This is a genomic window from Streptomyces sp. NPDC001156 (assembly GCF_053598275.1).
Genome location: NZ_JBSFJX010000044.1, coordinates 22,621 through 36,645, shown reverse-complemented (window position 1 = coordinate 36,645; position 14,025 = coordinate 22,621). Strand labels below are relative to the sequence as shown.

Sequence of the window (14,025 nt, the reverse complement as noted above, 5' to 3'; positions counted from 1 at the left end):
CGGATCGTCGGCTGAGGTGGTCCGAACCGGTGGTCCGTTCACCCGCCCGCCGCTGAGCCCCAAGACGACCGCCCCCGCGTACTCTTGCGCGCGTGAACGCCACCGACCACACCCCTGCCGACCTGCTGCGATCCGCACTCGCCTCGGACCCCGCGCGCCCCCTGGTGACCTTCTACGACGACGCCACGGGTGAACGCGTCGAGCTCTCCGTGGCCACGTTCGCCAACTGGGTGTCCAAGACCGCCAATCTCCTCCAGGGCGACCTCGCCGCCGAGCCCGGCGACCGGGTCGCCCTGCTGCTGCCCGCGCACTGGCAGACGGCGGTGTGGCTGCTCGCGTGCGCATCCGTGGGCGTCGTCGCGGACGTGGGCGGTGACGCCGGCGCCGCCGACCTCGTGGTGAGCGGACCCGACACGCTGGACGTGGCGCGCGCCTGCTCCGGGGAGCGCGTCGCCCTGGCCCTGCGTCCCCTCGGCGGCCGCTTCCCGCAGACCCCGCAGGGCTTCGTCGACTACGCGGTCGAAGTGCCGAGCCAGGGCGACCGCTTCCAGCCGTACGCGCCGGTCGACCCGGAGGAGCCGGCGCTGATCGTCGCGGGAGCGGAGTACACGGGCGCTGAGGTGACGGAGCTGGCCCGCGCCGACGCACCGTCCCTGGGGCTGACGGGTCCGGGCTCACGTCTGCTGTCCGGACTGGCGTACGACACATGGGAAGGGCTGAGCGCCGGGCTGTACGCACCCTTGGCCTCCGGGGGCTCGGTGGTGCTGTGCCGGCATCTCGAGCGGCTCGGCGAGGACGCGCTCGCCAAGCGGATCGAGAGCGAGAGGGTCACGGCCACCGCACGCTGAGCGCCCTCGGACGGGTCCTCCGGGCGAGCAGCGACCGCCGCGCGACGAGGCGCCGGCAAGCTACCCAGCCGCCGCACCCAGAAGGCGTCCGCACAACGGACGCGCCGCCCGTCACTCCCGGTCCCCTCGCTTCCTGCTGCGGCGTCGCAGGAGGTCACGGGGCCCCACGCCCCACCGCGACAAGGCGCGGCCGGGGCGCCACCCTGTCCCCCGTTCGGCCTAGCACCAGCCGCCCCCGACGTCCGCGTCGGGCCATGGTCGTAAGAGCGCTGCACGCTCGTACGTCACAAGGCGGTGGACCCGGCAGTGGCAACGGATGGCACCACACGAAGCCCGGGGGCGGGCGGCCCGCGCCGTCCCGGGCCCGTCGGTGCCACTCCCACCGGGCCCGGGCTCCTGCGCCACCGCCGGCGGCGCTGGATACGCCGCTGCTCACTCGGCCTCGCCCTGCTGCTGCTCGGGGCCGCCGGGGCCGGGTGGGCCGCGTACGAGAAGCTGAACTCGAACATCACCGCGGACAACGACGCAGCCGCCGAGCTCGCCCGGTACGAGAAGGAGCGGCCCACGGCGCTCGTACGCGGGGCGCTGAACATCCTGATCATCGGGTCCGACACGCGGTCGGGCACCGGGAACAGCCGCTACGGGCGGGACTTCGGCACGGAGCGGTCCGACACCACGATCCTGCTCCACCTCGCGGCCAACCGGCGCAGCGCCACCGCCGTCTCCCTCCCGCGCGACCTCATGGTGAACGTACCGAGTTGCAGGCGCCCGGACGGCAGTCGCAGCGAGGCCGCCTTCACGCTGTTCAACTACGCTTTCGCGACCGGGGGTTCGGCCTGCACGATCCGTACCGTCGAGAAGCTGACGAACATCCGGATCGACCACCACATGGTGGTCGACTTCAACGGCTTCAAGAAGATGGTCGACGCGCTCGACGGCGTCGAGGTGTGCCTGAAGCAGCCGATCGACGACAGGGCCGCCAAGCTCACGCTGCCCGCCGGCAGGGTCACGCTCAACGGCGAGCAGGCGCTCGGCTACGTACGCGCCCGCAAGAGCCTCGGGGACGGCAGCGACACCGAGCGGATGGAGCGGCAGCAGCGCTTCCTCGGCGCACTGGTCAGCAAGGTGCGCAGCGACAACGTGCTGCTGAACCCCGTGAAGCTGTATCCCGTGCTGGACGCCGCCACCTCGTCCCTCACCACGGACCCGGCCCTGGCGAGTCTGCGCGGACTCTACGATCTTGTGCGCGGGATGCGGAACCTTCCCACGGACCGGGTCCAGTTCCTTACGGCACCGCGCACCTCCTACCCGGACAACGCCAATCGCGACCAACTCGTGGAACCCGAGGCGGAGAGACTTTTCACCCGGCTACGCACGGACCGGCCTGTCGAGGTCACCAAGGCGACCTCGGACGAATCGGTGCCGAAAACCCGCAATACGGCGTCCGGTCCTGGTGACGGCAAGGAGTCGTACGGCGACGGAAAGTCCGTCGAAAGGCGGACCGCGGACCCGGTTCTTCCTCTGCGATCACCCGAACCCCCGCCCACTTTCAAGGGAAACACCGCCGCGCAGGACGCCTGCGGGTAAAGCGCGCACCAAGGCGGGGAACGTATGAGCTAAGAACTCGCTGAGGTATAGGGCAGATTGCCCGGTTGTATGGGAGTGGAATTTGTCACCGTCGTCGCTCGACGCTGAACTGGGCGGATAGTGTGAGCGATCCGGTGCCACGCCCATAAGGTCCGTCCTGGGTTTCCGCACTGGTTGAAGAGACCCGAGCGCCTCGAGGGGGAAGGCGCCGCGTGGCCCCGACGGAGGATTCGGACAACCGTGGACGCGCAAGGCCGTGGGCGGGCGGACAACATCGACCCCGCAGACCAGTGGGTGCTCAACCCGAAGACTGGCGAATACGAATTGCGACTGAGCCCTTCCGCACCGCATTCGGCCGTGCCGAGACCGCGGCGAGGGGGGCCTCCCCAGGGCGCACCGAGGGGCACGCGCACCACCACCCCCGGTCCGCGCGGACCGGGGGTGGACAAACCGGCTCCGGATGACCTGCCTGGGCCGCGCCGTCGCCGGGGGGCACCTCCCGAGCCGCAGCCGGGACGCCGCCGGGGCCGGACGAAGCCCAGGAAGGGCAAGGCGAAGAAGGTACTGCTGTGGACCGGCGGCAGTATGGCGTTCATCCTCATCGCGGTCACGGGCGCCGGTTACCTCTACCTCAAGCACCTCGAGGGCAACGTCACGACGACGGACGTCGGCAGCGCCGCCAAGAACGGCTTCAGCAAGGACGAGGCCTTCAACATCCTGATCATCGGCACCGACAAGCGCACCGGCAAGGGCAACACCGGCTACGGCGACGCGGGGAGCGTCGGGCACGCCGACACCAACATCCTGCTGCACGTCTCCAAGGACCGGACCAACGCGACGGCACTCAGCATCCCGCGCGATCTGATCGTCAACGTCCCCGACTGCCCGACGAAGCAGCCCGACGGCAGCACCAAGGTCATCCCCGGCACGGAGAACGTCCGCTTCAACACGAGCCTCGGCCAGGACGGCCGCGACCCGGGCTGCACGATGCGCACGGTCAAGGAAGTCACCGGCATCTCGCCCGACCACTTCATGATGGCCGACTTCAACGCGGTGAAGACGCTGACCACGGCCGTGGGCGGCGTCGACGTCTGCGTGGGCAAGCCGATCAACGACAAGGAGTCGCACCTCAAGCTGCCCAAGGGCGTGTCGAAGATCGAGGGTGAGCAGGCCCTCGCCTTCGTGCGCACCCGGCACAGCTTCGGCAACGCGGGCGACCTGGACCGGATCAAGGTGCAGCAGCAGTTCCTCGGCGCGCTGGCCCGCAAGATGACCTCCAGTGACACGCTCACCAACCCCAGCAAGCTGCTGGAACTGGCGGAGGCGGCCACCAAGGCGCTCACCGTCGACACCGGCATCGGCAGCGTGAGCACGCTCAAGGACGTCGCCCTGGAGCTGAAGAAGGTGCCGCCGAAGAACATCTCGTTCCTGACGGTGCCCGTACGCGACAATCCGGCCGACGGCGTCGTCCACAAGACGGTGATCGTCGACCCGAGCGCCGCCCCGCAGGTCTTCGACGCGATCAACAACGACGTCTCCTTCACCGAGGTGAAGAAGAAGGCGAAGGCGGCCAAGGACACCGCGGCTGCCCGTCTCAAGGGCTCCCGCTCGGCCGCCTCCGACGTCCGCGTCGACATCTACAACGGCGGCGCCCCGGGCGGCAGCGCACAGGCGACTCTCAACTGGCTGCAGAACAACGAGGGCGTCACCAAGTCCAGCCAACTCGGCAACGCGGGCACGGAGCTGGCCAAGACGACCCTCGAATACGCTCCCGACCAGGCCGACCAGGCACGCAAACTGGCGGACCTCATGGGGCTGCCCGCGTCGGCGCTGAAGCCGGGCAAGAGCGAGACGAACGACCAGGGGCTGCCCGCGATCATCCTGACCCTGGGCAAGGACTTCAAGGGAGCCGGTGTGCCCCTTACGGCACCGGCCAAGGCACCCGACGTCGTCAAGGCCACCGCGGACAAGCAAGTGTGCTCGACGTGATGACCTGACGGGTCCGTTGCGCGTCTAACAGGACGCATTCGCCCGGCCTGTGCATCCTGCCGGGCGTGTCGAGCGTCTAGTTACTGAACGCGAGACAGATTCGGGTGGGACGCGATGGTGCGGCCCGCCGTACGGCGACGGTGCCGAAGAACGCCAGCAGGCGTTCTTCGGCACCGCGGGCGGACCCGTTCGTCGGGCTCAGGGTGGGGAGGCAGGGACTTGGTGCGGAGCGGTGTGCGTGGCGCGGGGGCGCAGGAGCGGCAGGCCGGTGAACTCGGCTGGGACGACAGCCTGTACGAACAGGACGGCGATGGCGCTCAGGGCGGCGACGGCGGTCCGCCGACCGACCCACTCGGCTCCGACGGGCGTGGACGCGGTGGTGCGTCGAAGGGGCACCCGCGCCGCAGACGCCGTGTCCTGCGCTGGTCGACGACCGTACTGGCGGTGGTCATACTCGGGACCGCCGGAGCGGGATACCTCTACTACCAGCACCTGAACGACAACCTCAAGAAGGACGACCTCAACATCGGCGACGAGAAGGACCGGGCGGCCGCTTCGAGGCCGAACGCGGCGGGGCAGACCCCGCTGAACATCCTTCTCATCGGGTCGGACGGCCGTGACTCCCAGGAGAACCAGAAGCTGGGCGGCGCGAAGGACACCTTCGGGACGCCTCCCCGCGCGGACGTCCAGATGCTTGTGCACGTCTCGGCGGACCGCACCAACATGTCGGTCGTCAGCATGCCGCGCGACACGCTGCTGCACCTGCCCAAGTGCACCGACCCGAAGACCGGGCACATCTACCCGGCGACGACGTCACTGGGCATGACGAACGACTCACTGGGCCGCGGCGGCCCCGGCTGCACGGTCGCCACCTGGGAGAAGCTCACCAACATCCACATCGACCACTTCATCATGGTCGACTTCGCGGGCGTGGTCTCGATGGCCGACGCGATCGGCGGCGTCCCGGTGTGCGTGGACAAGAACATCTACTCGCACACGTCCTCCGGCCATGGCTCGGGCCTGAAGCTCAAGGCGGGTACCACCTATGTGAAGGGCACACAGGCCCTGCAGTGGCTGCGCACGCGCTACGGGTTCGAGGACGGCAGCGACATAGCGCGGACGAAGGCGCAGCACCAGTACATGAGCGCGATGGTTCGCCAGCTGCGGGAGAACGCCACACTGAGCAACCCCGACAAGCTGCGCAGGCTCGCCGAGACGGCCACCCAGGCGCTCACGGTCGACAAGGGGCTCGGCTCGGTCGCGGATCTCTACAACCTGAGCACCGAGCTGAAGAAGGTGCCGACGAACCGCATCACGATGACGACGATGCCGTACGACTACGTCGGCGAGCGCGTGGTGCCCAAGCCGGGTGACGCGGACAAGCTGTTCCGTCTGGTGCGCGAGGACATCTCGCTGGACGGTAAGGGCACCAGGAAGAAGACCGACCCCCAGGCGAGCGCGGCCCCGACGGACAGCGACGACAAGATCGCCGTACAGGTGCAGAACGGCACCAGCACGCCGGCGCTCGCGCCGGTGGGCGGACGGGCGGGCGCGGTGGCCCGGCTCCTCGTCGGCAAGGGCTTCGACGAGGCCAGGGCCGACTCCTCGACTCTGCTCGCCGAGGACAAGACGGTGATCCGCTATCCGAGCGCGGACCTGAAGGGCGACGCCCTGCGGGTCGCCAAGGCCCTGGGCGTCCCGACGAGTTCGGTGGAGCAGTCGACGGACGTCTCCGGCGTCACGCTCGTCGTGGGCTCCGACTGGCGGTCGGGCTCCGAGTACACGGCACCGAAGCAGGACGACACGACCCCGAAGTCCGCGAACATACTCAACGGTGCGACCAAGCAGTGCATGCAGGTGGACCCGAACTACACCTGGTGACCGCGGGGAAGGGGCTCTCTTCGTGCGGAGAGGGCCCCGGGTACGCGGGGCTCAGTCGGGGACCACGACCGCCGGCCTGCGCGACGCGATGACCTTCCTGGCCAGCGCCTTCGGGCTGGTGAGGAAGCCCCAGCCCCAGGACATGTGCATGGTCGCGAGGGCCACGGGAATCTGCAGACGCGCCCTCAGCGGCAGTCCCTTGCCCGCGGGGACGGAGCCGAGGGCGATGCCCGCGAGATAGGCGCCGGGGACCACGAAGCCCCAGGGCGTCAGCGCGGCGCCCACCACGAGGCCGGCCGCTATCGCGCACACCGCGGTCGGCGGGGCGAGGTAGCGCAGGTTGATGGAGCCCTCGTGGTAGCGGGCGACGACATGCCGCCAACGCCCGTAGTCCTTGTACTGCTTGGCGAGGGCGCGCACCGAGGGCCTGGGGCGGTAGGACACCCTGAGCTCCGGCGAGAACCAGATGAGGCCGCCCGCCTCCCGGATCCGGAAGTTGAGCTCCCAGTCCTGGGCGCGGATGAACTCCTCGTTGTAGCCGCCCTGTTGCTCCAGGGCCTCGCGCCGGAAGACCCCGAGGTAGACCGTCTGCGCGGGGCCGGCCTCACCGCCCGTGTGGAAGGCGGCGTTGCCGACTCCTATCTTCGAGGTCATCGCGGCGGCGACCGCACGCTCCCAGTCGTTCTCGCCCTCGGCGTGCATGACGCCGCCGACGTTCTGCGCGCCGGTCTCCTCCAGCAGGCGCACGGCCGTCGCCATGTAGTCGGGCGACAGCATGCCGTGACCGTCGACGCGGAGCACGACCGGGTGGCGGGAGGCCTTGATCGCGGCGTTCAGCGCGGCGGGCGTACGGCCGGTCGGGTTCGCGACCGTGTGCACCCGCGGGTCCTCGCGGACCAGCTCGGCCGCGATCTCGTCCGTGCGGTCCGTGGACGGACCGAGGGCGATCACGACCTCCGTCTCGCCGCCGTAGTCCTGAGCGAGAATCGCTTGGACGGCTCCGCGCAGATGCCGCTCCTCGTTGAGCACGGGCATGATCACGGAGACGGCGGGGAGCTGCACGTCGGGCTTGGCGTTCATAGGTGGCTCACGTTACCGCGAACGAGGGACAGCGGTGCGCGCCGCCCGGGTGCCGCCGCAGGCCGCAGATCGTATCGGCCTACCGTGCTCAGGGATCCCACGCCCAGTCCCGCGGAGGTCTCCGCTGTGCCCACGCAGACCCGCTTGCCCGCGCGCCCGCAGCCGGTCCGCCGGTCCCCCGCTCGGCGGCCGCCCGTGCGGCGGCGGAGAAAGTCCGGCTGGGCCGCGCGGCTGATCACCACGCTGTCCGTGGGGGTCCTCGCCGCGGCCGGCATCGGGCGCGTGGTGGTGACCGGCCTGGACGCGGGTATCTCCCGGATCGACCCGTTCAAGGACATGAAGAACCGCCCCGCGGCGGGCCACGGCATGAACATCCTGCTGGTCGGCACCGACGGCCGGGACAGGATCACGGAGAAGGAGCGCCGGAAGTTCCGCCTCGGTGGGAATCCGTGCCACTGCACCGACACGCTCATGATCGTGCACCTCTCGGCCGACCGGGAGCGGGCCACCGTGGTCAGCCTGCCGCGTGACTCGTACGCGCAGGTCGCGGCGTACCCGGACCCCGCGACGGGGGCGCAGCACCCCGCCCATCCGATCCGGTTGAACGCGGCCTACGCGGAGGGCGGGCCGAACCTGACCGTGCGCACGGTCGAGGCCATGACAGATCTCAAGATCGACCACTATATGGAGGTCGACTTCATCAGCTTCATGAAGACGGTCGACGTGCTGGGCGGCGTCCGCATCTGCACCTCGCAGCCGCTGAAGGACCGCTACACCGGGCTGAACCTGACCGCCGGCCCGCATGTGCTGGGCGGCGGCCAGGCTCTGCAGTACGTGCGGTCCCGGCACGTCGACGGCGCCTCCGACCTGGGCCGGATGCAGCGGCAGCAGAAGTTCCTCGCGGCGATGATCGACCGGGCGACGTCGTCGGGCGTCCTGCTGAACCCGATGAAGCTCCGGGACGTGACACGGGCCGTGCTGGGCTCGGTGCGCGCGGACGGGGACTTCGGCGCGGACGATCTGGTCGGCCTCGCCCGCGCGATGCGGAACTTCTCGCCGCGCTCCTCGGAGTTCACGACCGTGCCGATCGGCGACATGACCTTCCAGGTCAAGGAGCTCGGTTCGACGGTGAAGTGGGACGAGGCGAAGGCACGCGCGCTGTTCCGGTCGCTGCGCGACGACAAGCCGCTCAGCCGTCCCCGGCCGAAGGCGAAGGGCCCGGGCCCGGGCCCGGGCCCGTCCATGGTCACCGTGGACGTGCCGCCGCAGCAGATCCAGGTCCGAGTCGAGAACGGGACGCCCACGGACGGGCTCGGCAAACGCGTGGACGACGCTCTCGCGGCCGCCGGGTTCCGCACGACGCATCAGCCGGCGAACGCGAAGGACCGTACGGTCCGGCGCACGGTCGTCGTCTACGACCCGCGCTGGGACCGCTCGGCGAAGTCGCTGTCGGCGGCCCTGCCGGGCAGCGAACTGCGGGCGGCCCCGGGTCAGGGGCCGACGCTGAAGGTGATCGCGGGTACGGACTTCAAGACGGTGCAGCGGGTGAAGGCGGCGGAGCCGCAGAAACCGGACGAGGTGGTGACCGGGGACCAGGTGGTGTGTCCCTGACCCCCTCCCGGGCCTACGGCACCGGCTCCCCGCGGCCTTCCTCAGTCCTCATAGCCCTCGGCCGCCCTCTTCTCCCGCAGCTCCCTGATCGCGCGACGACGGGCGAGGCGGTGGGTGCGGCGGATCTGGGCCTCCTGGTAGCGGCGCTTGTCGCGCTCCTTCTCCGGGATGACCGGCGGCACCGGCCGGGGCGTGCCGTTGGCGTCGACCGCGGCGAAGACGAGGTAGGCGGAGCCGACCTGGGTGGGCGGCGTCGACTCGTTCCAGCGCTCCGCCAGCACCCGCACACCCACCTCCATCGATGTGCGGCCGGTCCAGTTGACCTGGGCCTTCACATGGACCAGATCCCCGACCCTGACCGGCTCGAGGAAGACCATCTCGTCCATCGATGCGGTGACGGCCGGACCTCCGGAGTGCCGGCCGGCCACGGCTCCCGCCGCGTCGTCGACGAGCTTCATGATCACACCGCCGTGCACCGTGCCCAGCAGGTTGGTGTCGTTGTGGGTCATGATGTGGCTGAGGGTGGTCCGGGAAGCCGAGGTGGGCTTCCCGGGTATGTCACCCGGGATATCGTCCGGAATTTCTGATTCCGGGGCTGAGACCTGGTCTGTCATGGCGTCCACCTTATGCCGGGCCGACAAGCGGGAGATTTTGTGTCAGCTTCGCAACAGCCCTGACCCCGTTTTTCGTCGGCCCTTGTAAGGCCCATACCAGGACCCTGCACACTGGGGCGCATGAACGATTGGCCCGAGGGATGGTCCGACGATGGCCGCGGCAACCACTACGGACGCGGCAGCAGCAGCGCACAGCCCGAGAACGCGCGGGTGATGCGGCAGGTCCGGCGCTCGCCGGGCGGCCCTCAGGGCGCGCCGCCGTACGGCGGGGTGCCGCAGCAGCCGACGTACGACCAGGGGTACGGCGGCTACAACACGGGGCAGGTCTACGGCGGCCGCCAGGGCGGCTTCGTACCCAACGACGATGACCCCGATCCGCAGCTTCAGCACTACCGGCAGCGTCCCAACTGGGGCCGCCGGATCAAGTGGACCGTGATCACCCTGGTCACCGTGGTGGTGGTGACCTCGGTGGCCACGTACTTCTGGGCCGACTCCAAGCTCCACCGGGACGTCGACCTCTCCAAGGTCATCGACCGGCCCGCCGCGGGCGAGGGCACGAACTACCTGATCGTCGGCTCCGACAGCCGCGCGGGGATGTCCGCCGAGGACAAGAAGAAGCTGCACACCGGGTCCGCCGAGGGCAAGCGAACGGACTCGATGATGATCCTTCACGTCGGCGGCAACGGCGACACGCTGATATCCCTGCCCCGCGACTCGGACGTGGAGATACCGACGTACGTGGGCAGCGACTCGGGCAAGACCTTCAAGGGCACGGGCCGGCACACCAAGCTCAACGCGGCGTACGCGGAGGACGGGCCGACGCTGCTGGTCCGCACGATCGAGTACAACACCGGGCTGCACATCGACCACTATGTGGAGATCGGCTTCGCCGGCTTCGCCAACATCGTCGACTCGGTCGGCGGTGTCCAGCTCACCATCGACAAGGGCTTCAAGGACAAGTACTCGGGCGCCGACTTCAAGGCGGGCACGCAGACGCTGAACGGCGAGCAGGCCCTCGCCTTCGTCCGCACCCGGCACGCCTTCGCCACGAGCGACCTGCAGCGCACCAAGAACCAGCAGAAGTTCCTCTCCGCGCTGGCCCACCAGGTGGCGACCCCGGGGACGATCCTCAACCCCTTCAAGTTCTACCCGACCATGAGCGCGGGCCTGGACTCCCTGACCGTCGACAAGGACATGAGTCTGTGGAACCTGGGGTCCATGTTCTGGGCGATGAAGGGCGTCAGCGGTGGTGACGGCACGTCGCTGAACATGCCGATATCAGGCTCGACCGGCGGCAACCTGGTATGGGACAAGTCCAAACTCAAGACCCTGGTCAACGAGCTGAAGAACGACGAGAAGGTGACGGTCACCGGCAACTGAGCCGGTGTGCTGTGCGAGGCCCCGCCGAGCGGTTCGGCGGGGCCTCGCACGTTCAGGCGGACTCCGGGTGCTCGATCCGGCAGAGGCAGAAGGGATGCCCCGCGGGATCCGCGTACACCCTGAAGTCCCGCTTGCCGTTCAGGTCGTTCACGTCCAGCGGGCGCGCGCCGAGCGCGAGCACCTGCTCCTCGGCGGCTTCTATCGCCTCCACGGTGGCGCCCACGTCGAGGTCGAGGTGCACCTGCTGCGAGTCGGCATCGGCCCGCGGCCACTCCGGCGGCTTGTACTCGGGCGCCTCCTGGAAGGCGAGCTTGGGACCGCCGGGCAGGTGCACATCGACCCAGTCGCCCTCGCCCTCCACCGTGCCGCCCAGCACCGCGGCGTAGAACTCGGCGAGTGCTCGGGGATCCGGGCAGTCCAGGACGACGGACCGCATACGGGCGACGGGCTGTGCCATCGTGACCTCCTCGAGGAGCGGGCGCCCGGTCAGCAGGCGCAGAGGCAGAACGGGTGCCCCGCCGGGTCGGCGTAAACCCGCCAGGTGCGCGAGCGGTCCTCCGCGTCCAGCGGGCGGGCGCCGAGCGCGAGGACGCCCGCTTCGGCCGCGTCCAGGTCCTCGACGGTGAGGTCCAGATGGAACTGCTGCGAGTCGTCGGGCGCCGGCCACTTCGGCGGTACGTGTCCGGGCGCGGCCTGGAACGCCAGCGACCGGCCGTCCGGCGCCTTCAGGTCGACCCACTCACCGTCGCCCTCCACCGTGCCGCCCAGCACTTCCGCGTAGAAACCGGCGAGCGCGCGCGGGTCGGGACAGTCCAGGACGACGACGCCCAACTTGGCGAGAGCCATGACTTCCTCCTCGGAGTACGAGTTCTCAGGGGACGGGTTACCTGTAGAGCAGGACAACCGGTAACCGTTACCCCATGCTTGCGGATTTGGGGTAACGTCGCAACGGAAATACCGAGAGGAATCGTCGCGGGCATGAGGTCGCAGAGATGAGTGACAGAGCCCCTGCTCCCGGCGGCCTCGCCCTGGTGGAGGCCTTGGTCAACACCGTGGACCTGGAGACGGGCGAGGACCGCCTGGACACGCCGGAGGGACGCGCCGAGTTCCGTGTCGCGGAAGCGGACCTGGCCGATGCGCGGGAGCTGCGGGAGTCGCTGCGTGCCGTTCTCCTGGCCCACGCCGGCCATCCCCCGCACCGCGCAGTGACACCGCTGGGCGGGCTGCTGGCGCGGGCGCCGCTGTACGTGGCCGTCGACGAACGGGACGGATCCGCGTCCCTCGCAACCGCCGACGAGAGTCCCCTGCTCTCCCGTGTCGCGGCGGCCGTCGCCGAAGCGCTCACCGCGGGCACCTGGCTGCGCCTCAAGGCCTGCGAACTGCCCGAGTGCCACTGGGCGTACTACGACCGCAGCCCGGCCGGAAAGGGCCGCTGGTGTTCGATGACGGTGTGCGGGGCGCGCGCGAAGATGCGGCGATACCGGGCGAAATAGGCACACGGCGCACAGGGTTGGGCACTCGCCGCTCGCGCGTCACGGCCGTGGTGCAGAATGCAACAGGACGCCGGTCCGGCCGACTGAGCCTCGGCCGGACCGGCGTCTTGCGTCCGCTAGGCGGTGGGGCGGCCCATCGCCCGGTACGTCCACCCCGCCCGGCGCCACAGCTCCGGGTCGAGCGCGTTACGGCCGTCCAGGACGATGCGCGCGGCCACAGCCTGGCCCAGCTCGGCCGGGTCCAGCTCGCGGAACTCGCGCCACTCCGTCAGATGCAGCACCACATCGGCGCCGCGGACCGCCGCGAGGGCGGAGGGGGCGTACCCGAGCGTCGGGAAGAGCCGCCGGGCGTTGTCCATGCCCTTGGGGTCGTAGACGGTCACCTGACCGCCCTGAAGGTGTATCTGACCCGCCACGTTCAGCGCGGGCGAGTCGCGCACGTCGTCGGAGTCGGGCTTGAACGACGCCCCGAGCACCGCGACCCGCTTGCCGAGGAACGAGCCGCCCCCCAGTGCCTCACGCGCCATCTCGACCATCTGGCCGCGGCGGCGCATGTTGATGGAGTCGATCTCCCGCAGGAAGGTCAGCGCCTGGTCGGCTCCGAGCTCACCGGCCCGCGCCATGAAGGCCCGGATGTCCTTCGGCAGACAGCCGCCGCCGAAACCGATCCCGGCCCGCAGGAACTTCTTGCCGATCCGGTCGTCGTGCCCGATGGCCTCCGCCAGCTTGGCCACGTCGCCGCCGGCCGCCTCGCAGACCTCCGCCATCGCGTTGATGAAGGAGATCTTGGTGGCGAGGAAGGAGTTCGCGGAGGTCTTCACCAGCTCAGCGGTCGGGAAGTCGGTGACCACGAAGGGCGAGCCCCCGGCGACCGGTGTCGCGTACACCTCGCGCAGCAGCTTCTCGGCCCGCTCGCTGCGCACGCCCACCACGATCCGGTCGGGGTGCAGCGTGTCCTCGACGGCGAAGCCCTCGCGCAGGAACTCCGGGTTCCAGGCCAGCTCGACGTCCTCGCCGGCGGGCGCGTGCTCGGCGAGGTAGGCGGCCAGGCGGTCCGCGGAGCCGACGGGCACGGTCGACTTGCCGACGACCAGCGCCGGGCCCGTCAGATGCGGAGCGAGGGAGGCGATCGCGGCGTCGACGAACGACATGTCGCAGGCATACTCGCCGTGCTTCTGGGGAGTATTCACACAGACGAAGTGGACGTCGCCGAACTCGGCCAGCTCGGACCAGTCCATGGTGAAGCGCAGCCGCCCGGTGGAGCCCTCGATGCCCGCGATGTGCTTGCGCAGCAGCTCCTCGAGACCGGGCTCGTACATGGGGACCTCGCCCCGCCGGAGCAGCTCGATCTTCTCGGGAACGACGTCGAGCCCGAGCACCTCGAAGCCGAGTTCGGCCATGGCCGCGGCGTGCGTCGCGCCGAGATAGCCGGTGCCGATCACGGTGATCTTCAGGCTCATGGGGTGCTCCAGGGGATACGTCGGTGAACCGGTGCCCGAGCATAGCCGGGGCACTTGACGGGCAGGTTTCCCGCTGTCGCCA

General features: G+C 69.9%; 12 protein-coding genes. 7 read left to right on the top strand and 5 right to left on the bottom strand.

The window, feature by feature from the left end; translation table 11 throughout:
- The first annotated feature begins 92 nt into the window (after positions 1-92).
- From ACWDA7_RS21845 to ACWDA7_RS21830, 4 genes are all read left to right on the top strand, one after another.
- Positions 93-848 carry a TIGR03089 family protein gene (locus ACWDA7_RS21845; protein ID WP_450605896.1) on the top strand — a complete coding sequence of 252 codons (756 nt, stop codon included), beginning with the start codon at positions 93-95 and terminating at the stop codon, positions 846-848.
- Positions 849-1,154: 306 nt separating this feature from the next.
- Positions 1,155-2,435 (top strand): LCP family protein, encoded by a 1,281-nt coding sequence (locus tag ACWDA7_RS21840; RefSeq protein WP_450605895.1) that lies wholly within the window; start codon positions 1,155-1,157, stop codon positions 2,433-2,435.
- Positions 2,436-2,675: 240 nt separating this feature from the next.
- The gene (locus ACWDA7_RS21835; protein ID WP_450605894.1) at positions 2,676-4,424 is read left to right on the top strand and encodes an LCP family glycopolymer transferase; all 1,749 of its coding nucleotides are present in this window, start codon (positions 2,676-2,678) and stop codon (positions 4,422-4,424) included.
- Between the two features lie 219 nt (positions 4,425-4,643).
- On the top strand, positions 4,644-6,305 hold the full coding sequence (locus ACWDA7_RS21830; protein WP_450605893.1) for an LCP family protein: 1,662 nt from the start codon (positions 4,644-4,646) through the stop codon (positions 6,303-6,305).
- A gap of 51 nt (positions 6,306-6,356) precedes the next feature.
- Here the strand turns inward: ACWDA7_RS21830 and ACWDA7_RS21825 are convergent, their stop codons facing one another.
- Positions 6,357-7,385: a glycosyltransferase family 2 protein gene (locus ACWDA7_RS21825; RefSeq protein ID WP_450605892.1), complete on the bottom strand. Its 1,029-nt coding sequence runs from the start codon at positions 7,383-7,385 to the stop codon at positions 6,357-6,359.
- Positions 7,386-7,511: 126 nt separating this feature from the next.
- On the opposite strand from ACWDA7_RS21825, the gene ACWDA7_RS21820 reads away from it, so the two are divergent.
- Positions 7,512-8,996, top strand: a complete 1,485-nt coding sequence (locus ACWDA7_RS21820; protein ID WP_450605891.1) for an LCP family protein — start codon at positions 7,512-7,514, stop codon at positions 8,994-8,996.
- 41 nt (positions 8,997-9,037) lie between these two features.
- On the opposite strand, the gene ACWDA7_RS21815 is transcribed toward ACWDA7_RS21820, so the two are convergent.
- Complete coding sequence (locus tag ACWDA7_RS21815; protein ID WP_359403429.1) at positions 9,038-9,610, bottom strand: acyl-CoA thioesterase; 573 nt, start codon at positions 9,608-9,610, stop codon at positions 9,038-9,040.
- Positions 9,611-9,730: 120 nt separating this feature from the next.
- Between ACWDA7_RS21815 and ACWDA7_RS21810 the strand changes: the two genes are divergently transcribed.
- Entirely contained in the window at positions 9,731-10,990 is a 1,260-nt protein-coding gene (locus ACWDA7_RS21810) for an LCP family protein (protein ID WP_450605890.1), read from the top strand.
- A gap of 52 nt (positions 10,991-11,042) precedes the next feature.
- Here the strand turns inward: ACWDA7_RS21810 and ACWDA7_RS21805 are convergent, their stop codons facing one another.
- Positions 11,043-11,447 (bottom strand): VOC family protein, encoded by a 405-nt coding sequence (locus ACWDA7_RS21805; RefSeq protein WP_450605889.1) that lies wholly within the window; start codon positions 11,445-11,447, stop codon positions 11,043-11,045.
- Positions 11,448-11,476: 29 nt separating this feature from the next.
- Positions 11,477-11,836: a VOC family protein gene (locus ACWDA7_RS21800; RefSeq protein ID WP_432928435.1), complete on the bottom strand. Its 360-nt coding sequence runs from the start codon at positions 11,834-11,836 to the stop codon at positions 11,477-11,479.
- A 146-nt stretch (positions 11,837-11,982) separates the two neighbouring features.
- On the opposite strand from ACWDA7_RS21800, the gene ACWDA7_RS21795 reads away from it, so the two are divergent.
- Positions 11,983-12,483 (top strand): CGNR zinc finger domain-containing protein, encoded by a 501-nt coding sequence (locus ACWDA7_RS21795; protein WP_450605888.1) that lies wholly within the window; start codon positions 11,983-11,985, stop codon positions 12,481-12,483.
- A gap of 116 nt (positions 12,484-12,599) precedes the next feature.
- Here the strand turns inward: ACWDA7_RS21795 and ACWDA7_RS21790 are convergent, their stop codons facing one another.
- Positions 12,600-13,943, bottom strand: coding sequence for a UDP-glucose dehydrogenase family protein (locus ACWDA7_RS21790; protein ID WP_450605887.1), 1,344 nt, complete (start codon positions 13,941-13,943; stop codon positions 12,600-12,602).
- Positions 13,944-14,025: the final 82 nt, after the last annotated feature.

Bases quoted from the DNA above. Each gene is read 5' to 3' on its own strand.
- ACWDA7_RS21825 (WP_450605892.1), bottom strand. From the start codon at position 7,385: ATGAACGCCAAGCCCGACGTGCAGCTCCCCGCCGTCTCCGTGATCATG.
- ACWDA7_RS21815 (WP_359403429.1), bottom strand. From the start codon at position 9,610: ATGACAGACCAGGTCTCAGCCCCGGAATCAGAAATTCCGGACGATATC.
- ACWDA7_RS21810 (WP_450605890.1), top strand. From the start codon at position 9,731: ATGAACGATTGGCCCGAGGGATGGTCCGACGATGGCCGCGGCAACCAC.
- ACWDA7_RS21805 (WP_450605889.1), bottom strand. From the start codon at position 11,447: ATGGCACAGCCCGTCGCCCGTATGCGGTCCGTCGTCCTGGACTGCCCG.
- ACWDA7_RS21800 (WP_432928435.1), bottom strand. From the start codon at position 11,836: ATGGCTCTCGCCAAGTTGGGCGTCGTCGTCCTGGACTGTCCCGACCCG.
- ACWDA7_RS21795 (WP_450605888.1), top strand. From the start codon at position 11,983: ATGAGTGACAGAGCCCCTGCTCCCGGCGGCCTCGCCCTGGTGGAGGCC.
- ACWDA7_RS21790 (WP_450605887.1), bottom strand. From the start codon at position 13,943: ATGAGCCTGAAGATCACCGTGATCGGCACCGGCTATCTCGGCGCGACG.